The 17,428-nt window shown below is 74.1% G+C and carries 22 protein-coding genes; 12 read left to right on the plus strand and 10 right to left on the minus strand.

Going from position 1 to position 17,428, the window contains the following annotated elements:
- Window positions 1-6: 6 nt before the first annotated feature.
- From Q9R28_RS10860 to epsC, 3 genes are all read left to right on the plus strand, one after another.
- The gene (locus Q9R28_RS10860; RefSeq protein ID WP_311206080.1) at window positions 7-1,041 is read left to right on the plus strand and encodes a dipeptidase; all 1,035 of its coding nucleotides are present in this window, start codon (window positions 7-9) and stop codon (window positions 1,039-1,041) included.
- 172 nt (window positions 1,042-1,213) lie between these two features.
- Complete coding sequence (gene cysK, locus Q9R28_RS10865; protein WP_311206081.1) at window positions 1,214-2,152, plus strand: cysteine synthase A; 939 nt, start codon at window positions 1,214-1,216, stop codon at window positions 2,150-2,152.
- Entirely contained in the window at window positions 2,149-2,733 is a 585-nt protein-coding gene (epsC, locus tag Q9R28_RS10870) for a serine O-acetyltransferase EpsC (RefSeq protein ID WP_235426355.1), read from the plus strand. Before cysK ends, epsC begins: the two co-directional genes overlap by 4 nt.
- Before the next feature lie 101 nt (window positions 2,734-2,834).
- On the opposite strand, the gene Q9R28_RS10875 is transcribed toward epsC, so the two are convergent.
- On the minus strand, window positions 2,835-3,134 hold the full coding sequence (locus tag Q9R28_RS10875; protein WP_200884105.1) for an excalibur calcium-binding domain-containing protein: 300 nt from the start codon (window positions 3,132-3,134) through the stop codon (window positions 2,835-2,837).
- 131 nt (window positions 3,135-3,265) lie between these two features.
- On the opposite strand from Q9R28_RS10875, the gene Q9R28_RS10880 reads away from it, so the two are divergent.
- Window positions 3,266-3,748, plus strand: a complete 483-nt coding sequence (locus Q9R28_RS10880; protein ID WP_081984979.1) for an MmcQ/YjbR family DNA-binding protein — start codon at window positions 3,266-3,268, stop codon at window positions 3,746-3,748.
- Here the strand turns inward: Q9R28_RS10880 and Q9R28_RS10885 are convergent.
- A complete protein-coding gene (locus Q9R28_RS10885; RefSeq protein ID WP_066658512.1) occupies window positions 3,650-4,285 on the minus strand; it encodes an MOSC domain-containing protein in 636 nt (211 codons plus the stop codon). The genes Q9R28_RS10880 and Q9R28_RS10885 overlap by 99 nt on opposite strands.
- A 98-nt stretch (window positions 4,286-4,383) precedes the next feature.
- On the opposite strand from Q9R28_RS10885, the gene Q9R28_RS10890 reads away from it, so the two are divergent.
- The 3 genes from Q9R28_RS10890 to Q9R28_RS10900 are packed head-to-tail and all read left to right on the plus strand — an operon-like array spanning window position 4,384 to window position 5,908.
- The gene (locus Q9R28_RS10890; RefSeq protein WP_066655417.1) at window positions 4,384-4,938 is read left to right on the plus strand and encodes an RNA polymerase sigma factor; all 555 of its coding nucleotides are present in this window, start codon (window positions 4,384-4,386) and stop codon (window positions 4,936-4,938) included.
- The gene (locus Q9R28_RS10895; protein ID WP_066655414.1) at window positions 4,929-5,603 is read left to right on the plus strand and encodes an Asp23/Gls24 family envelope stress response protein; all 675 of its coding nucleotides are present in this window, start codon (window positions 4,929-4,931) and stop codon (window positions 5,601-5,603) included. The genes Q9R28_RS10890 and Q9R28_RS10895 overlap by 10 nt, the downstream gene beginning before the upstream one ends.
- Entirely contained in the window at window positions 5,600-5,908 is a 309-nt protein-coding gene (locus Q9R28_RS10900; RefSeq protein ID WP_066655412.1) for a hypothetical protein, read from the plus strand. The genes Q9R28_RS10895 and Q9R28_RS10900 overlap by 4 nt, the downstream gene beginning before the upstream one ends.
- Before the next feature lie 127 nt (window positions 5,909-6,035).
- Here Q9R28_RS10900 and Q9R28_RS10905 read toward each other — a convergent pair whose 3' ends face one another.
- The 7 genes from Q9R28_RS10905 to Q9R28_RS10935 all read right to left on the minus strand — a co-directional run bounded on the left by Q9R28_RS10905 (window position 6,036) and on the right by Q9R28_RS10935 (window position 11,563).
- Window positions 6,036-6,917: a phospholipase gene (locus tag Q9R28_RS10905; protein ID WP_271825076.1), complete on the minus strand. Its 882-nt coding sequence runs from the start codon at window positions 6,915-6,917 to the stop codon at window positions 6,036-6,038.
- A gap of 295 nt (window positions 6,918-7,212) precedes the next feature.
- Window positions 7,213-7,674 (minus strand): MarR family winged helix-turn-helix transcriptional regulator, encoded by a 462-nt coding sequence (locus tag Q9R28_RS10910; protein ID WP_066658510.1) that lies wholly within the window; start codon window positions 7,672-7,674, stop codon window positions 7,213-7,215.
- 166 nt (window positions 7,675-7,840) lie between these two features.
- Window positions 7,841-8,503, minus strand: a complete 663-nt coding sequence (locus Q9R28_RS10915) for a GntR family transcriptional regulator (RefSeq protein WP_081985319.1) — start codon at window positions 8,501-8,503, stop codon at window positions 7,841-7,843.
- Between the two features lie 107 nt (window positions 8,504-8,610).
- Entirely contained in the window at window positions 8,611-9,042 is a 432-nt protein-coding gene (locus Q9R28_RS10920; protein WP_066655400.1) for a DUF1810 domain-containing protein, read from the minus strand.
- The gene (locus Q9R28_RS10925) at window positions 9,039-9,836 is read right to left on the minus strand and encodes a DUF2071 domain-containing protein (protein ID WP_311206082.1); all 798 of its coding nucleotides are present in this window, start codon (window positions 9,834-9,836) and stop codon (window positions 9,039-9,041) included. Before Q9R28_RS10925 ends, Q9R28_RS10920 begins: the two co-directional genes overlap by 4 nt.
- Window positions 9,833-10,231, minus strand: coding sequence for a hypothetical protein (locus tag Q9R28_RS10930; protein WP_311206083.1), 399 nt, complete (start codon window positions 10,229-10,231; stop codon window positions 9,833-9,835). Before Q9R28_RS10930 ends, Q9R28_RS10925 begins: the two co-directional genes overlap by 4 nt.
- Window positions 10,232-10,276: 45 nt before the next feature.
- Window positions 10,277-11,563 carry a phosphopantothenate--cysteine ligase family flavoprotein gene (locus Q9R28_RS10935; protein ID WP_251154657.1) on the minus strand — a complete coding sequence of 429 codons (1,287 nt, stop codon included), beginning with the start codon at window positions 11,561-11,563 and terminating at the stop codon, window positions 10,277-10,279.
- Between the two features lie 65 nt (window positions 11,564-11,628).
- Between Q9R28_RS10935 and Q9R28_RS10940 the strand changes: the two genes are divergently transcribed.
- On the plus strand, window positions 11,629-12,417 hold the full coding sequence (locus Q9R28_RS10940; protein ID WP_311206084.1) for an NRDE family protein: 789 nt from the start codon (window positions 11,629-11,631) through the stop codon (window positions 12,415-12,417).
- 87 nt (window positions 12,418-12,504) lie between these two features.
- Window positions 12,505-13,272 carry an SGNH/GDSL hydrolase family protein gene (locus Q9R28_RS10945; RefSeq protein ID WP_311206085.1) on the plus strand — a complete coding sequence of 256 codons (768 nt, stop codon included), beginning with the start codon at window positions 12,505-12,507 and terminating at the stop codon, window positions 13,270-13,272.
- Between the two features lie 58 nt (window positions 13,273-13,330).
- On the opposite strand, the gene Q9R28_RS10950 is transcribed toward Q9R28_RS10945, so the two are convergent.
- Entirely contained in the window at window positions 13,331-14,260 is a 930-nt protein-coding gene (locus Q9R28_RS10950) for an SDR family oxidoreductase (protein WP_311206086.1), read from the minus strand.
- 114 nt (window positions 14,261-14,374) lie between these two features.
- Between Q9R28_RS10950 and Q9R28_RS10955 the strand changes: the two genes are divergently transcribed.
- The 3 genes from Q9R28_RS10955 to Q9R28_RS10965 all read left to right on the plus strand — a co-directional run bounded on the left by Q9R28_RS10955 (window position 14,375) and on the right by Q9R28_RS10965 (window position 17,319).
- Window positions 14,375-15,484, plus strand: coding sequence for an LLM class flavin-dependent oxidoreductase (locus Q9R28_RS10955; protein ID WP_235426353.1), 1,110 nt, complete (start codon window positions 14,375-14,377; stop codon window positions 15,482-15,484).
- A gap of 253 nt (window positions 15,485-15,737) precedes the next feature.
- A complete protein-coding gene (locus tag Q9R28_RS10960; RefSeq protein ID WP_311206087.1) occupies window positions 15,738-16,364 on the plus strand; it encodes a hypothetical protein in 627 nt (208 codons plus the stop codon).
- Between the two features lie 463 nt (window positions 16,365-16,827).
- Complete coding sequence (locus Q9R28_RS10965) at window positions 16,828-17,319, plus strand: pyridoxamine 5'-phosphate oxidase family protein (RefSeq protein ID WP_209685002.1); 492 nt, start codon at window positions 16,828-16,830, stop codon at window positions 17,317-17,319.
- Window positions 17,320-17,428 lie beyond the last annotated feature (109 nt).

The following is a 17,428-nucleotide window of genomic DNA, read 5'->3' on the forward strand; positions in this document are numbered from 1 at the left end:
GGCGACATGACGTTCGACACCCTCGCCTTCCCGGTCATCGACGGACACAACGACCTCCCGTGGGAGCGCCGCGAGTCGCACCACTCCGGCGTCGAGGGCATCGACCGCGAACAGGGCACGCTGCACACCGACCTGCCGAAGCTCCGGGCCGGCGGGGTCGTGGGCCAGTTCTGGTCGGTGTTCGTGCCGTCGGACGACCCGGACCCGGTGCGCACCACCCTGCAGCAGATCGACACCGCGCACCGGATCATCGCGCGGTACCCCGACGACCTGACCTTCGTCCGCACCGCTGCCGAACTGCGCACTGCCGTCGACGCCGGACGGATCGCGTCGCTGCTCGGCGCCGAGGGCGGGCACTCCATCGGCGACGACCTCGCGGTGCTCCGGTCCTTCGCCCGGCTCGGCGTCCGCTACATGACGCTGACGCACAACGACGACACGACCTGGGCCGACTCGGCCACCGGTGCCCGGGCACACGGCGGCCTGACCGACCGCGGACGCGAGGTCGTCGCCGAGATGGAGCGGATCGGCATGCTCGTCGACCTGTCGCACACCGCGCCGGCGACGATGCGCGACACCCTCGACGTCGCGACGCAGCCGGTCGTCTTCAGCCACTCGTCCACCGTCGCCGTCGACGACCACCCGCGGAACGTGCCCGACGACGTGCTCGCCCGGCTCGCCGACAACGGGGGCGTCGTGATGATCACCTTCGTGCCGAAGTTCGTGTCCCGCGCGTGGGCCGACTGGGAGGAAGCGGGGTCCGAGGGGGAACCGCCGCTCGTCACGGTGGCGGACGTCGCCGACCACGTCGACCACGCCCGTGAGGTCGCGGGCGCGGCCCACCTGGGCCTCGGTGGCGACTACGACGGCACGCCCGTGCTGCCGCCGGACCTGCGGGACGTGTCGCGGTACCCGGTGCTCGCGGAGGAGCTGCGGCGACGCGGCTGGGGTGACGACGACCTGCGGGCGCTCGCCGGGGGGAACGTGCTGCGGGTCCTCGAGGCGACGGACGAGCGGTTCGCGCGGAGCGCGCTGCGCTGAGCCGCGCGGGCGCGGGCGCGGTGGGGCAGGGGTGGCCGGGAGGCGCGGTGTGCGCCCGCCGTGTCAAGGGGCGTCATCGACAGGGGAACACCGGGCGCCGTCGCTAGGATCGCGAGCGGACCGCAGCGCCGCCACCGACGGCGTGAGAACTCGACCCGGAGGACGACAACGGATGACCGGCACCATCTACGACAACATCTCGCAGGCGTTCGGCAACACCCCGCTCGTCCGGCTCAACCGCCTGCCGAAGGCCGACGGCGCCGAGGTCCTCGCGAAGCTCGAGTTCTACAACCCGGGCTCGAGCGTCAAGGACCGCCTCGGTGTCGCGATCATCGACGCGGCCGAGGAGTCCGGCGAGCTGCGCCCCGGCGGCACCGTCGTCGAGGGCTCGTCCGGCAACACCGGCATCGCCCTGGCGCTGGTCGGCGCCGCCCGCGGCTACCGCGTCGTCATCACGATGCCCGAGACGATGAGCGTCGAGCGGCGTGCCCTGATCCGTGCCTTCGGCGCCGAGATCGTCCTGACCCCGGGTTCCGAGGGCATGAAGGGCGCCGTGGCGCGCGCGGGCCAGATCGTCGACGAGACCCCCGGCGCGATCCTGGCCCACCAGTTCGAGACGGCCGCGAACGCCGCGATCCACCGCAGGACCACGGCGGAGGAGATCCTCCGCGACACCGAGGGCCACGTCGACGTCTTCGTCGCCGGTGTCGGGACCGGCGGGACGATCACGGGTGTCGGTCAGGTGCTCAAGGAGCGCGTGCCGGGCGTGCAGATCGTCGCCGTCGAGCCGAAGGACTCCCCGCTGCTGACGAAGGGCAAGGCGGGGCCGCACAAGATCCAGGGGATCGGCGCCAACTTCGTCCCCGAGGTCCTCGACCGTGAGGTCATCGACGAGGTGTTCGACGTCGAGCTCGACGACGCACTCCGGGTCGCCCGCGCGCTCGGGACCGAGGAGGGCATCCTGGCCGGCATCTCGTCGGGCGCGATCATCCACGCCGCCGTCGAGATCGCCGCCCGTCCGGAGAACGCCGGCAAGCGCGTGGTCGCGATCGTGTGCGACACCGGCGAGCGCTACCTGTCCACGCCGCTGTTCGAGGGACTCACTGCGTGACGCGTGCCGTCCGACGCGGCGTGCTGTGGCGGGTCCGCGAGGATCTCGCTGCGGCACGCCGCGGTGACCCCGCTGCCCGGGGTGACCTGGAGAACGCGGTGGTCTACTCGGGGCTGCACGCGATCTGGACCTACCGGTTCACGCACCGGTTGTGGCTCGCGCGTGGTCTCCCTGGATCCCGGTTCGCGGCCCGGGTGGTCGCGCAGGTCGCTCGATCGATCACGGGCATCGAGATCCACCCCGGCGCCCGCATCGGCCGGCGCTTCTTCATCGACCACGGCCTCGGCGTCGTGATCGGGGAGACGGCGGTCATCGGTGACGACGTGCTGGTGTTCCACGGCGTCACGCTCGGCGGGCGCGGGGGCGAGCACGGTCCGGGGCGGCGGCGGCACCCGACCGTGGGTGACCGCGTGGTGCTCGGTGCCGGGTCGTCGCTGATCGGCGCGATCACGATCGGCGCGGACTCCGTGGTCGGCGCGAACACGGTCGTGACGAAGGACGTCCCCGCGGGCTCCGTCGTCACCGGCGTCGCCGGTACGGCCCGGCCGAGGTCGGGGCACGAGGGCGTCCCGACGCTCTGACCGCGGGCGGCCGCGGGCGGCCGCGAGCGCCGGGCGATCGAGCGCCCCGGTCGACCGAGCGGTCCGTCGCCGGGCTGGCCGGCCGCTCGGTCCGTCGGACGTCAGCTCTTCTCGCAGGCGATCCCGTCGCCGTCGCGGTCCATCTTCTTGTTGGCCCCGTAGAGCGCGTCGTCCTTCTTGACGGTGCCCTTGAGTGCGCGGTAGGTGGTCTTCCCGCCGGAGGTCACCCGGTTCTTCGTCACCGACTTCTTCGCGATGCCACCGGAGTACACCTTGTGGACGGCGGTGCAGTTCGCGTAGGTCTTCGGCGCGGCGGAGGCGGTGGTCGCGCCGCCGAGCACGACGGACGCGGCGAGAGCGGTGGTGACGGCGGCGACGCCGAGGCTGTGGATGATGCGCACGGGTTCTTCCCCTGGGACGGGTCGTGACCGCTCGCGCGGCCGCCGCGTCGGGTGCACGGCGGACCGAGCGTACCCGAGCAGCACTCATTCCTTGATCCCCCCGAACGAGGCGTGTGCGGCATGCTGGTGCGATGGACGGCGCAGCACTGCACGAGGTGACCTTCCGGACGGCACTGGCCCTGCCCGCGGTCGAGGAGACGCAGCCCTTCGGCGAGCAGTCCGTCGTCCACAAGGTGGTCGGCCGGATGTTCGTGCTCGCCACGACGTTGCGCGGGGTGCCCATCGTCAACCTGAAGTGCGCGCCGCCGCACGGGGCGGCACTCGTCCGAGACCACGCCGAGATCAGCCCGGGGTGGCACATGGACAAGCGTCACTGGATCACGCTGTCACCGGGGGACGGTCTCGACGAGACCATGGTCGAGGACCTCGTGGCGAACTCGTACGACCTGGTCGTCGCCGGTCTCCCGCGGAACCGGCGCCCCCTCGACCCGGCAGCGCGCCGTCGGGCGGAAGGGTCAGACCCGGCCGCGCGCGAGGACCTTCGCGAGGTCACGGACGACCGTCGGGGCGAGTCGGTCGCCGGAGTCCAGCACCGCGCGGGCCCGCTCGGCTGACGGGCCGGCCGAGATCTCGCCGATCGTGACGCCGTGCTCCGGGCGGTGTGTGACGACCACCGGGTCGCCGGCTGCCACCGGTCCGCTGTGCAGGACCCGGAGGTAGGCACCCGGCCGGTTCTCCGCGGCGAACCGCTTCACCCAGCCGGGGATCCCCATCCGGCGGGCGAAGGTCCCGCACGGCACCCGTGGGATGGTCACCTCGAGTTCGAGCGTCTCGCCGATGCGCCACCGCTCGCCCGTGACGGCACCCGTGACGTCGACCCCGCTCGTGCGGAGATTCTCGCCGAACAGCCCGGGTGGGACGTCGCGCTCCAGGGCCTCGGCGAAGTACGCGGCGTCCTCGTCGGCGTAGGCGTACACCGCCTGGTCCTCGCCGCCGTGGTGCTTGCGGTCCGCCTGCACGTCGGCGTGGAGCCCGAGCGGGCGGACACGGACGGGCCCCACGACCGGGCGCTTGTCGATGGCGGTGATGCCGATCGTGCCTGCGTCGCGGAGCAGCTGGTCGACGCGGCAGACGGCGGTGACGTGGCTCATGCCCACATCCTGGCGCACCGGGGTCACGGAGCCGAGCCCACCGTCGTGCGCGGCCACCCGCCCAGACTTCCTCCACCACTGACCGGTAGAAGGGTGGTGTGCCGTACCAGCCCCTCGCCGACCTCGACGACGCCGTCCTCGCGGGCCGCTCGTCCGACGGCGACGTCCGGGCGTTCGAGGTCCTGATCCGGCGGTACACACCCCTGCTCCGGGCCTACGCCCGGCGGACCCTCGGATCGACCGACGAGCTCGACGACGTCGTGCAGGAGACCTTCATCACCGCGTGGAACCGGCTCGACGCGCTCGACGACGGCGCCAAGGTCAAGTCGTGGCTCATGCGGATCCTCAGTCGCAAGTGCATCGACCGCATCCGGGCGCGGCGCGAGCACCTCGACGTCACCGAGCTCGAGGTCGCGGCACCGCGGGACGACGCTCCCGAGCGGGTCGCCGAGGCCCGGTCCCGCGAGGAGGCGGTCGAGACCGCCCTCGCCGAGCTCCCCGAGGCGCAGCGGCGGTGCTGGGTGATGAAGGAGATGCTCGAGTACCGCTACGAGGACATCGCCGAGGAGCTCGACCTGCCGGTGTCGACCGTGCGTGGCCTGCTCTCGCGTGCGAGGAAGAACATGATCCGTCTCATGGAGGCATGGCGATGACCGGACCCGACCGCACGCGCCCCGACGACGTACCGCTCGACGCGCTCGAACCCGAGGACCTCGACGGCCACACCATCGACGAGCTCGCGGACTACCTGGACGCCGGGATGCAACCGGCCGACCCGAGCATCGACGACTCCGCGGCGTGCCAGAACGCGCTCGCCGCACTCGTCCGGCTCCGACAGTCGTCCCTCGGCTCGCTCGACACCGCCGCTGCTCAGGAGGCACCCGCGGACGAGTCGTGGATCGGCGGTGTCCTGGCGAACATCTCGCTCGAGGCCCGCGCCGGTCGCGACGTCCCGCTGCGCCCGTCCGTCCCGACCGAGCGTCCCGTGATGACCGAGGGAGCCATCCGGTCCCTGGTCCGGACGGCCGGGGACGTCGTCCCCGGTGTCGTGATCGCCCGCTGCGCGCTGCAGGGCGACGTCACGCTGCTCGATGCACCCGTCCGGGTCCTGGTCGAGCTGGCGATCCGGTCCGGGGCACCGATCCACGCCACCGCCGAGCACGTCCGCCAGGCCGTCGCCGAGATCCTCGCCGAGCAGACCGACCTCCGTGTCGCGGCGGTCGACGTGCACGTCCGTGACCTCCTGCCCCCGCTCCCGCCCGCGCACGACGGGGACCAGGCAGCGCCAGGAGCGACCGACGAGGAGGGCCGCGCATGAGCATCGACGACGAGACGGCCGCGGCGATCGAGGCCGCGGTCCTCGCGGCGCCCGGCGTCGCCGACCTGTACCGTGCGCGGCCGACCCTCGGCAGCGCGGTCGAGTCCGCCCGGCGGCTCGCCTCGCGTGCGCCGGTGTCCCGGGTGGTGCTCGACGACGACGTCCTCCGCGTCGTCATCGGCACCGACGGATCGGCTCCCGCGCGGGCTGCGGCGCGTGCGGCGCACGACGCCGCGCTCCGCGTCGCGAGCGAGCGCGGGCTCGCGCTCGGCCGCGTGGACGTGCGCATCGCGCGCGTCGGCTGACCGGACGGGCTCGCTCGCACGGCGGCAGGGCGACGACGACGGACCACGGGACGGACGGGAGGCACGGCGCCCGCCGGCACCGTGCCTCCCGTCCGTCATCCGGTGACGCCCGTCACCCGCTCGCGGCTCAGTAGAAGTTGTTCGCCTGCGAGTGGGCCCACGCGGCACAGGGCGTGCCGTAGGCCGCGCTGATGTACCGCAGCCCCCAGGTGATCTGGGTGGTGGCGTTGGTCTGCCAGTCGGCCGCGACCGTGGCCATCTTCGAGCCGGGGAGCGCCTGCGGGATGCCCGTCGCGCCACCGTTCGGGTTGACGGCCCGGTAGTTCCAGCCGGACTCCTTGGTCCACAGGTTGTCGAGGCACTGGAACTGCGCGGAGCCCCAGCCGTACTGCGACGACGCCATCGAGGACGCCGTGGCCTTGGCGCCGGCGACGGTGTTCGCAGCGGCGAGGCGCTCGGCTGCTGCCGCGGCCTCCGCTGCCGCACGCTCGGCTGCGGCCTTCGCCTCGGCGTCGGCCTTCGCCTGCGCTGCTGCCGCTGCCGCCGCGTCGGCGTCCGCCTTGTCCTGGGACGCGCTCTCGTCGGCGACCTGCGTCGTGGCGTCGACGGTCGAGGCGATGCGGGTGGTGATCGCGGAGCCGGACATGCCGCGGTAGTCCGACAGGGCTGCGACCTGGCGTTCGAGGGCGCGCGTGTCGGTCTTGTCGTTCGCGTCGGCGAGCACCGTGCGGGCGGTCGCGATGGTCGCGGCGGCCTGGGCGCGGTCGAGGTCCGCGCCGTGCAGCGCGGGGGTGGCCGAGGCGCTCGCGGAGGGGACGCCGATGGCCTCGCCGATGGCCGGCTGTGTGCCGACGGTGGCGAGTCCGCCGACGAGGGCGACGGCGGCAACGCCCCCGACGACGAGGGCGGAGCGACTGCGGAGCGCACGGCGGACACGGCGGCTCGGGGTGTCGAGCGCCTGGCGTCGGGTGGTCGCGGTGATGGGGGCTTCGGGGGTGGTTCGCGTCATCGGTTCCGGTGGTCGGCCGGCTGGAGGGCGACTCCCGGGCACGCCGGATCGGGCACGCGGGTGTGGGGGAGCGTGCACGACCGTCGGGACGGCCGTCGTGGGGGAGCCGCGAGCCGGGGGAGGACCGGACGGTGGTGTGGGGCCCGTCCGTCCGCCGCTGGGCGACCGGGTGGCCGCCTGCTCGGGCGAAGCCGTCACGATGACGTGTCAGCCTGGACAGCCCGTCCGGAAGCCCTGGCAGAACCGTCCGTCCACCCCTTGGTAACGGTTCGGTAACGGTGCTGACGCCGCCGGATCAGCGCCCGGAGGTGTGTGCTTCCTGGGAGCGCTCGCCCTGGCCGATTCGTTCGAGGGCGGCGAGGGCGGCGGCGATGGAGTCGACGTCGTCGTCGGGCAGGTCCGCGATGAGCCCGGCGACGATGCCGGTGCGGTCGGAGCGGGCCCGTTCGACGGCAGCGATGCCAGCGGGGGTGGCCGACACCATGAACGCCCGGCCGTCCCGCGGGTCCGCCTCGCGTTCGATGAAGCCGCGCTGCTCGAGCTCGGTGAGGATGCGCGTCATCGTGGGCTTCGTGACGACCTCGATCCGCGACAGGTCGCCGGGGCGCAGGGGTCCCTCGGCCTGGATCGTCGCGAGTGCGGAGACGAGCCCGTAGCCCAGCGCGGCCGAGTCGGTGCGCGCGCGGCGGTTGATGCGTCCGACGGCGGCGGCGAGGCGCGCGGCGATCTCGGTCCGGTCCGGCTGGCGGTGGCTCATGCGGTGCTCCCGGGTCGTCGGGTCGAGGCTGTTCGAGCGGGTCGGAGCGATGCTACCGGTCCCCACGGGCGGGTGACCGAGTGCCGTGCGGGGTGCTGACGCCGGGTGCGTGAACGCCCGTCCCGAGGTCCGGGACGGGCGTTCCTGTACGACGTGACAGGTGCGCTCAGCTGGAGCGGTGCCGCTTCTCGCCCGGGAGCAGGTGGATCGCCTCGGTCGCGAGTTCGGCGGCGATGTTGTCACCGCTCTCGGTCGCGTCGCGCAGCCGGCGGAAGTCCGCGGTCAGCTGGTCCCAGTCGATGAGCTCGTCGAGGTTCGGCAGGCGCAGGCGGAACGCGAGACCGTCCGTCGTGTCGCGGCACACCCGCTGCAGGTTCTCGTTGCCGCAGGCGTCGACGTACAGCCCGAAGACCGAGAGCGCGTCGTGGTTGACGGCGGGGACGTCGTGCGCGTCGAGCTCGGTGATCGTCCGGTCGAGCTGCGCCAGGATCTTCTTCCGCGTCGGTGCCGTGAGCCGGGGGACGGCCAGCCGGACGACCCCGCCGAACAGCACGCCGAGGGTCTGCATCGCCTCGACGACCTCCTCGGCCTTCGGGGTGGTGACCCGGGTGTACCGGTTCGGTGCCATCTCGATGAGACCGGCGCGGGCGAGCTGGCTGAGGGCCTCGCGGATCGGGGTGCGGGAGACGCCGAGCCAGGCGATGAGCTCGTCGTCGTTGAGGCGTTCACCGGGCTCGAGCGTGCCGTCCATGATCGCGGCGTGGATCTTGTGGCGGACGGTGTCGCGGAGCAGCTGGTGCTCGGTGGGGGCGCTGCTGGGGACCGGCATGCGGGTGTCCTCGTTCTCGGTGGACGGTCGGGAGCGCCGGACCGGTCGGTGTCGACGCCTGATCACCGTACCTGATATGTGAACGGTCGTCCGTCGGCCGCCGTGCCTCAGGTGGCGTCGAGCAGCCGGACCGTCACCGGGTCCTCGGTCCCGTCGAACCACCGGTCCAGCAGGGCACGGAACGGAGCCGGGTCCTCGGCGGCCCTGGCGAACAGTGTCGCCGACGACCGCGCCTTCAGCGCGTCGATCCCACCGAACAGGTCGTCTGCGCTCCGGGCCGGTGCGTCGACGACGGTGCGGGCAGCCTCGAGCAGGCGCGGACCGAGCACGGGGTGCGCCAGGAACGCCCGCGCCTCGGCGAGCCCCTCGATCGCGTACCGCTGCGCCGTCGCACTGCGCCCGAGGCCGGCGAGCTGCGGGAACACGAACCACATCCAGTGCGACCGCTTCCGGCCGGCCGCCAGCTCAGCGAGTGCCTGCTCGTGGACGCCCTCCTGCGCACGCACGAACCGGTCGAGGTCGAACGGGTCGTCGCTCACCGGACCACCTCGCCCCACGCGTAGCGCACGGTCGTCGCGTCCACGACGAGCAGTGAGTCGGGGTCGCGGTCGAGGAGCCCTGGTAGCCCGACGGCGTCCGGCAGGTCGCCCTCGAGCCGCTCGAGCCGGGCGCTGCGGACGGTCAGCGGCGCGTGCTGCCGCTGCCAGAAGAGCGTCTGCGCCAGGTGCCGCGCGTGGATGCCGGCGCGCGTGGTGAGCGCGGCGGCGAGCGGCGTGTCCACGACGTCGCCCGCGGAGACCCGGACGAGGACGTCGTGCCGCGGGCGGGGTCGCGGCGGGCGTGCGTTCCCCGCGTGCACGAGCGCCCGCGCCCAGCGGACCGGGTGCGTCGCCCGGGCCGGGTGCCGGACCGACCGGTGGTCGAGGGTGTCCCCGCGACGCGTCGCCCGGACGTGGGAGAACGTGTACGGCACGCCGAGCAGCGTGTTCGCGGCGACGATGGCGGGGACGTGGCCGGTGTCGACCGTGCGGTAGACGATGCCGTGGCGACCCCTGGTGTCGACGGTCGGGATCTCGATCGTGACCTCGGTCATCGAACCGAGTCGTCGTGAGGGCGGGAACGGCGGGAGGGCCGTCTCGCGGAACACGTAGGCGGTCAGACCCACCCACGCGCTGCCGTCGACCACGTCGGGCCGGGTGCCGCGTGGCACGAGCCGGGCGAGCGAGGCCGGGTCCCGCCGCCAGTGCGCGAACACGATGTCCTCCCACGCGTGCACGGCGACGGGCCGGTGCACGAGCGGGACCGCCGCCCGCTGTCGGACCGCGTCGGTCACCGTCGTGGCGCGTGTCGTCCGACGCGCACGGCCCAGGCCACGAGCGGCGCCTGCAGCGGGAGCCGCGCGACGCCGACCAGCCGTGCGGTGCGCCCTGCGCGTGGGCTGTCGAGGAGGTCGGCGGCCATCTTGACGTTCGCGGGGAAGACCGCCAGGAACAGTGCCGCCGCCGCCCAGCCGGACGCGCGACGGGTGGCCGGCACGGCGAGTCCGGCGGCGATGCCGAGCTCGGCCACGCCGGAGGCGACCGTGGTCAGGCGCGGGGGGAGGCCCTCCGGCACGATCCGGTCGTAGCCCCGCGGGCGCAGGAAGTGGGTGACGCCGGCTCCGCCGAGGAGCACGGCGAGCATGGTGGCGGTCCGGGTGGCACGTCGGGCGCGCTCGCGTCGTCGCATGCGCCCATCGTGCACGCCCTCGCCCGAGCGGGTGTCGGGCGTCGCTCAGGTCAGGGCGGTCGCGACGAGGTCGAGCACCGCCGTGGCGACGTCCGCCTTGCTGCCGGAGGTCTCCCGGACGACGTCGCCGCCGGGCACGAGCACCTCGATCGCGTTCTCCTCGCGTTCGAAGCCCGCGTCCCACCCGACGTGGTTCACGACGAGCAGGTCGGCCGGCTTCCGGGCGATCTTGGCGCGTCCGAGGGCGATCCGGGCCTCTCTGTCGGGCTCGGTCTCCGCGGCGAACCCGACGATGACCTGCCCCGTGCGGCGTGCTCGGACGAGGTCGGCCAGCACGTCGGGGTTGCGGACGAGCTCGAGGGTCATGGTGTCGCCCTGGTCGTCCTTCTTCAGCTTGTCGGGGCGGACCTCGGCCGGTCGGTAGTCCGCGACCGCGGCGGTCATCACCACCACGTCGGCGTCGACCGCCGCGGCGTGCACCGCGTCGGCGAGTTCCTGGGCGGACCCGACGGGCACCACGGTCGCACCGAGCTCCGCGGTGAGCCCGGCGTCCACGTTCGCGGCGACGAGCGTCACGGTCGCGCCGCGTCGGACCGCGTCCGCGGCGATCGCCACGCCCTGGCGTCCGCTCGACCGGTTGCCGACGAAGCGCACCGGGTCGAACGGCTCGCGCGTCCCTCCGGCGCTCACGACGACACGCACCCCGGCGAGGTCGCCCTGGTCACCTCGCGCCCCCGTCCCCGACCCCGCTGCGGCGCCGGCCGGGAGGCCCGCCCCGCCCTGGTCCCGTCGGCCCGCCTCGGTCGGTCGGTCGAGCACCGCCAGCGCCGCGGCCGCGATGTCCTCGGGTTCCGCCATCCGGCCGATCCCGGCGTCGTCACCCGTCAGCGCGCCGACCACCGGCCCGACGAAGTGCACCCCGCGGTCGCGCAGGGTCCGGACGTTCGCCCGGGTCGCGGGGTGCTCCCACATCTGCGGGTGCATCGCGGGGGCGACCACCACGGGCGCCTCGGTCGCGAGCAGCGTCGTCCCGAGCAGGTCCCCGGCGAGTCCGTGGGCCATCCGCGCCAGGGAGTCGGCGGTCGCGGGCGCGACGACGACCAGGTCCGCCCGGCGTCCGAGCGCCACGTGCCGCACCTCGGCCACGTCGTCCCAGACGCTCGTCGTGACCGGGTTCCGGCTCAGCGCCTCGAGCGTCGGCAGTCCGACGAAGCGGAGTGCACCCTCGGTCGGGACGACGTGCACGTCGTGGCCGCGCTTGACGAGGTCGCGGACGACCCCCACGGCCTTGTAGGCGGCGATGCCCCCGGTGATCCCGACGACGACGGACAGACGGCGACCTGCTGCAGCATCCACGTCGGTCACGCTACCCGGACGGCCGTGCGAGGATCGAGCCCATGTGCACCGTCGTCGTCCGCGTCGACCCCGGCGCCGCGTGGCCCGTCACCGTGCTGGCGCTCCGTGACGAGTCGCCCGACCGTCCCTGGGACCCGCCCGCCGCCTGGTGGCCCGAGCTCGACCCCGCCGTCCGGGGTGTGCGCGACCGGTCGGCCGGCGGAGCGTGGCTCGCCGCGTCCGACGCCGCGGGGCTCGCCGTCGTGCTGAACCGTGCCGAACCGGTGCCGAGCGACGACGGCACCTGGACCACCCGCGGCGTGCTGCCGCTCGACGCGCTGACCGGCGCGGCGCCGGGCGCGGGCGGCTCGCTCCCGACCACGCGTGCGTTCAACCTGGTACGGGCCACGGCCGAGGGCGCCGCCGTCGACACCTGGGACGGCAGGGCGGTGCGGACGACCCTGCTCGAGGCCGGCGTGCACATGGTGACCCACGGAGCCCCGGACGACCCCGCCGCGCCGCGGGTCGGCCGGTGGCTCGAGGCCTTCCGCGCGGCCCCGGCGCCGGCCGGACCGCCGGCGCTCGGCCCGTTCGACGAACTCCGCACCGCCGACCTCGGCGACGACGCGGGCGACGGCTGGAGCGGCTGGTTCGGCGTGCTCGCCGACTCCGCGGCCCTGCCCCCGGACCACCCGGACGCGATCCTGCGCGACGCGGTCGAGCCGGACGGCCACGTCGCGACGCTGTCCGTCGTCGCCGCCGCGGTCGGGCCCGGTCGGACGGTGCTGCAGCACGCGCGGCTCGCCCACCCGGGACGCCTCGACGGCTCGGTGGAGCTGCACCGGGCGTGATCGTCCCGCCCGGACGTCCCCGATGCTGTGAGGAGCAGCAGCGCACCGGCCGGTCCCGCCGTGGTCCGGCGGCGTACGGTCCCCGTCGTGACCCCGACCACACGGCCGTCCCCGCGCACCGTCGCGGGCATCGGTGACCCTGCTCCGCGGCACCGTCCCCGCGGTCGAGCCGTCCTCGCGACGACGCTCGCCGCCCTCACCGCGCTCGCCCTCGTCGGCTGCAGCGAGGACTCCTCGGTGGCCGCGGCCTCCTCGCCGAGCCCGACCGGCCGCGCCTGGGACCACGCCCCGGGGGAGCGGATCGTCGTCATCGGCGACTCGGTGAGCGGCGGCCACGGCCTGACGCCGGAGCAGGCCTGGCCCGCGCTCCTCGCCCGGACCGAACGGTGGCAGCTGACGAACCTGTCCTGCGACGGGGCCGGCGTCGTCGCCACGGGGGACCCGGACGCGTGCGCCAGTGCCTACCCGGGGCTCGTCAAGCGTGCGGTCGACCTGCGCCCCCGGGTCGTCTTCGTGCAGGCGAGCTCGAACGACCTGGGCGAGGACGACGCACAGGTGACGAGCGCCACCGACCAGCTCGTGGCCCTCGTCCACCGCGACCTGCCCGGAGCCCGGGTGGTGGGGCTGAGCGCCGTGTGGAACGAGCAGGCCCCGCCGGCGCAGCTGGCGACGATCTCGCACGCCCTGCAGCGGGCGACCCGGCGCGACGGCGGCACCTACGTCGACGTCGGGCAGCCGCTGTCCGGCCACCCGGAGTGGATGCAGTCCGACGACGTGCACCCGACCGCCCGCGGACAGCGTGCCCTCGAGGCGGGGGTGATCGACGCGTTCGCACGCGACCACCTGCGGTTCTGACGCCGACGGGACGCGGTCGGGTCGTGCCTCCCGGCCGGTGCGGGTGCCGAGCCAGCGGTCAGGCGGGCGCGTGCGTGTCGGTGAGGTCCTCGGCGACCGCCCAGAGCGACCGGGCGAGGTCCGCACTGCGCGCCGAGCGCGGCACCGAGACCGTCGTGGTCGGTCCGGTCAGGCCCCCGAACCCGGACGGCCCGTAGTAGGCCCCGCCGACCGCGGCCGGACCGACGGCTGCGTACAGGAGCGGCTCCGCGCCCTGCTCCACCGCCTGCGTGAAGGGGAGCGCGCGGTCGCTCGCGCGGACCGGACGCGACCGGCCGAGCGAGCGGCCGGTGGACTGCAGGTTCGTGCGCGTGTAGCCGGGGTGGGCCGCCGTGCTGACGAGTGGCCAGTCCCGCTCGACGGACAGCCGGTGCAGGTGCAGCGCGAGGAGCAGGTCGGCCAGCTTGGACTGCGAGTAGGCCCGCCAGCCGTTGTAGCCGCGCTCCCACTGCGGGTCGGTGAAGCGGATGCTGCCGGGGATGGCGGCGAGGCTCGACATCGTCGCGACGCGCGGGGGCCGGGCGTCGTCGCTGCCCGCGGCCGTGCCGAGCAACGTCGGCAGCAGCAGGTTCGTGAGCGCCAGGTGTCCCAGGAAGTTCGTGCCGAACTGCAGCTCGAAGCCGTCCGCGGTCTCGAAGCGTTCGGGCGGGGCCATCACGCCGGCGTTGTTCGCCAGGACGTGGAGGGGACGGCCGTCGTCGGCGATGCCCGCGGCGAACCGGCGGACGCTGGCGAGATCGGCGAGGTCGAGCTCGCGCACCTCGAGGTCGGCGCCCGGGTGCTCCCGGCGGATCTCGGTCGCGGCGTCCTCGCCCTTCGCGGTGGTGCGGACGGCGAGCACGACGCTCGCGCCGGCACCGGCGAGCCGCTTCGCGGTCTCCTTGCCCGTGCCGCTGTTCGCGCCGGTCACGACGATGCGACGGCCGGTCTGGTCGGGGATGTTGGCCATGCGCGGAACGGTACGCCGGCGGTCTGGTGACCCGCCGGGCGCGCGCCGTCGGGGCTGTACGTCCGGCTCCCGCGGTGCTACAGTTCATGCAAACGCATCGATCAGGAGGCGCACATGAGCAACGCATTCGGCACCGACCGCCCGTCGGACGTCCCGCCGCCCGCACCCGAGCGCATCGGGCCGGTCCAGCTCGGCCTCGACACCTTCGGAGACGTCACCGAGCGTGCCGACGGGTCGCTCCGCTCGGACGCGCAGAGCATCCGCGACGTCGTCGACCAGGCTGTCCTCGCGGACCAGGTCGGGATCGACTTCATCGGCGTCGGGGAGCACCACCGCGAGGACTTCGTGGTCAGCGCCCCCGAGGTCGTCCTCGCCGCCATCGCCGCCCGCACCTCGTCGATCCGCATGGGCTCCGCCGTCACCGTCCTGTCCTCGGACGACCCGGTGCGCGTGTACGAGCGCTTCGCCACCGTGGACGCCCTGTCGGACGGGCGCGCCGAGGTGATCCTCGGCCGCGGCTCGTTCACGGAGTCCTTCCCGCTGTTCGGCTACGACCTGGCCGACTACGAGGTCCTGTTCGAGGAGAAGCTGCAGCTCTGGAACGCCCTGCGCGGTGGGGACGCGGTGACGTGGTCCGGCACGAAGCGCGCGGCGCTCGTCGACCAGGACGTCTTCCCCAAGCTCGAGCACGGCCCGATCCCGACCTGGATCGGCGTCGGCGGCTCGCCGCAGTCCGTCATCCGTGCGGCGTCCTACGGCCTGCCGCTGTTCCTCGCGATCATCGGCGGGCAGCCGGCGCAGTTCGCCCCGTTCTCGCGGCTGTACCGCCAGGCGCTCACGCAGCTCGAGCTCCCGCAGCAGCCCATCGCGATGCACTCGCCGGGCTTCGTCGCCGAGACCGACGCCGAGGCAGCCGAGCGCTACTGGCCGTACCACAAGGCCGTCACCGACCGGCTGGGCCGCGAGCGCGGCTGGCCGCCCCTCGACGCCGCGCAGTACCAGGCGGGACTGTCCGCCGGCGGGTCGCTGTACGTCGGGTCGCCGGAGACGGTCGCGCGGAAGATCGCCCGGAACATGCGGATCCTCGGCGTCTCGCGCTTCGACATGCGGTACGCGACGGGTCGCCTGCCGCACGAGGACATGATGCGGTCGATCGAGCTCTACGGCACGCGGGTCGCACCGCGGGTGCGCGAGCTGCTCGCCGAGCCGGTGCCGGTGCCGTAGGCGGACGCCTCCTCGGGGCGGGCCGGCGGGCCGGTGCGGCTCGGGGCGGCTCGGTGCTGCTCGGGGCGGGCCGGTGCGGCTCGGGGCGGGCCGGTGCGGCCTGCTCGTGCACAACGAGAAGCACCCCGCACCACGGGATTCCGTGGCGCGGGGTGCTTCCCGTTGTGCCGGGTCCGGCAGCGTCCCGTCGGCCGGGAGGCGCGCCCCACCGCCGTCACGCCGACTCACGGCAGCGCCGGGTACCGTCCACCGCATGTCGCCCCGCCCCAACATCGTCGAGCGTCGGTTCCGTGGTCGCATCATGGGCGTCGGCACGACGTCCGGCGTGCGGTTCGTCGTCGGCATGTGGGACCGGTCGCCGTTCGGAGCCTTCACGGACGTCTTCGTGGAGCAGCCGGACGGGTCGAGCGTGCTGCTCGCTCCGGACGAGATCGTGGCCGCGTACGTCTCCGGGACCTACCGCTTCGACACGGTGTCGGTGGTCGACATCGACGCCCGCCGCACCGCTCGTGGTCTCGAGCTCGACGCCGGCCCGCTCCGCGCCTCGATCGGCGTCGGATCCATCTCGCCGCTCGGGCGGGTGCTCCGCATCGTGCCGAAGCCGATCGCGCGTGATCCGCGGTGGCTCAGCGTGATCGACCCGGTCGCACGACTGGTCGCTCCCGGCGCGGGCACGGCCGGGACCGCAGGAGGTGGCCGCCGCGAGTACTACGGCGTGACCGGCGCGCACGACGTGACCGCCGTCTCGGGGTCCTGGGCGGGAGAGCCGCTGGGGTCCCTGGCCCCGCTCGACCCGCCCGTGGCGTTCGGCTTCGCCTCGATGCCGCGCGTCCCGCAGGTCGTCGACGTCGAGACGACGATCCGCGAGCCCGCCGTCTGACGCGTCGCCCTCGGCCCCGGGGGCGGCGCGGTGTGGGGCCGCTGGGTCGGAGCGTGTGGGTGTCCGTCCGTGCCCGTTCCTTCCCATGACGACCGCGGTACCTGATCGTTCCGGGCGTACCTCCCGTTCTCGGACGGCCAGGTACGCCCGTTTCCGCCAAGGACGCCCATTTCCGCGAGGTACGCCCGTTCCCGCCAGGTACGCGCGTTCCCGCCAGGTACGCGCGTTCTCGCCAGGGACGCCCGTTCTCGCCAGGTGCGCCGTTCTCGCCAGGTGCGCCCGTTCCCGCCCTGCACGCCCGGTCCCGCGCGGCACGCGTCCGCGCCGCAGCCACTCGTGCGGGGGCCGGAACCCGGGCGGGCAGGTCCCAGCGACGAGGGGCACACTGGCGGGAACGGAACGCGCCCGGGCAGTGCCCGGCCGGACGTCGAGCACAACGGGGCGCACGACGAACAGGAGCATCATGACCGACACGCAGGCAGACCACCGCGCAGCCATCTCGGACATCGTCCACGGCGCTCGAACCGCCCTGCTCACCACCGTCAGCGACGACGGCCAGCTGCACGCCCGTCCGCTGGCCGTGCAGGACAAGGCGTTCAACGGGACCCTCCGCTTCCTGGTGCAGGACGGCAGCGAGAAGGTGGAGGACATCGCGCGCAACCCGCACGTCAACGTCGCCATCGAGTCGCAGGGCGGGTACCTGTCGATCGCGGGCACGGCGACGGTCACCCGCGACGAGTCCGTCATCGACGAACTCTGGTCCCCGTTCGCCGAGGCGTGGTTCCCGGACGGCCGACAGGACCCGACCATCCGACTCCTCACCGTCGAGGGCGACTCGGTCGAGTACTGGACGCAGGACACCGGCCCGGTCGGCAGCCTCGTGCAGACCCTGAAGGCCGCGATCGGCAAGCAGAGCCAGCCCGACACCGGCCACCACGGCACCGTCGAGCTCTAGCGCGACCAGCTCCCGCACCACGCAACGTCGGCGGTTCCTCGCAGCGGTACAGCCCTGCGAGGAACCGCCGACGTTGCGTTCCGCGAGCGTGCCGCGAGCCTTCCGCCCC

The organism is Curtobacterium sp. BRD11, assembly GCF_031844345.1.
Lineage (GTDB): Bacteria > Actinomycetota > Actinomycetes > Actinomycetales > Microbacteriaceae > Curtobacterium.

What these genes read in the sequence shown, in the direction of transcription:
- Q9R28_RS10860 (WP_311206080.1), top strand. Translation starts at nt 7, where the DNA reads ATGACGTTCGACACCCTCGCCTTCCCGGTCATCGACGGACACAACGAC.
- cysK (WP_311206081.1), top strand. Translation starts at nt 1,214, where the DNA reads ATGACCGGCACCATCTACGACAACATCTCGCAGGCGTTCGGCAACACC.
- Q9R28_RS10880 (WP_081984979.1), top strand. Translation starts at nt 3,266, where the DNA reads ATGGACGGCGCAGCACTGCACGAGGTGACCTTCCGGACGGCACTGGCC.
- Q9R28_RS10885 (WP_066658512.1), bottom strand. Translation starts at nt 4,285, where the DNA reads ATGAGCCACGTCACCGCCGTCTGCCGCGTCGACCAGCTGCTCCGCGAC.
- Q9R28_RS10895 (WP_066655414.1), top strand. Translation starts at nt 4,929, where the DNA reads ATGGCGATGACCGGACCCGACCGCACGCGCCCCGACGACGTACCGCTC.
- Q9R28_RS10900 (WP_066655412.1), top strand. Translation starts at nt 5,600, where the DNA reads ATGAGCATCGACGACGAGACGGCCGCGGCGATCGAGGCCGCGGTCCTC.
- Q9R28_RS10905 (WP_271825076.1), bottom strand. Translation starts at nt 6,917, where the DNA reads ATGACGCGAACCACCCCCGAAGCCCCCATCACCGCGACCACCCGACGC.
- Q9R28_RS10910 (WP_066658510.1), bottom strand. Translation starts at nt 7,674, where the DNA reads ATGAGCCACCGCCAGCCGGACCGGACCGAGATCGCCGCGCGCCTCGCC.
- Q9R28_RS10915 (WP_081985319.1), bottom strand. Translation starts at nt 8,503, where the DNA reads ATGCCGGTCCCCAGCAGCGCCCCCACCGAGCACCAGCTGCTCCGCGAC.
- Q9R28_RS10930 (WP_311206083.1), bottom strand. Translation starts at nt 10,231, where the DNA reads ATGCGACGACGCGAGCGCGCCCGACGTGCCACCCGGACCGCCACCATG.
- Q9R28_RS10940 (WP_311206084.1), top strand. Translation starts at nt 11,629, where the DNA reads ATGTGCACCGTCGTCGTCCGCGTCGACCCCGGCGCCGCGTGGCCCGTC.
- Q9R28_RS10950 (WP_311206086.1), bottom strand. Translation starts at nt 14,260, where the DNA reads ATGGCCAACATCCCCGACCAGACCGGCCGTCGCATCGTCGTGACCGGC.
- Q9R28_RS10955 (WP_235426353.1), top strand. Translation starts at nt 14,375, where the DNA reads ATGAGCAACGCATTCGGCACCGACCGCCCGTCGGACGTCCCGCCGCCC.
- Q9R28_RS10960 (WP_311206087.1), top strand. Translation starts at nt 15,738, where the DNA reads ATGTCGCCCCGCCCCAACATCGTCGAGCGTCGGTTCCGTGGTCGCATC.
- Q9R28_RS10965 (WP_209685002.1), top strand. Translation starts at nt 16,828, where the DNA reads ATGACCGACACGCAGGCAGACCACCGCGCAGCCATCTCGGACATCGTC.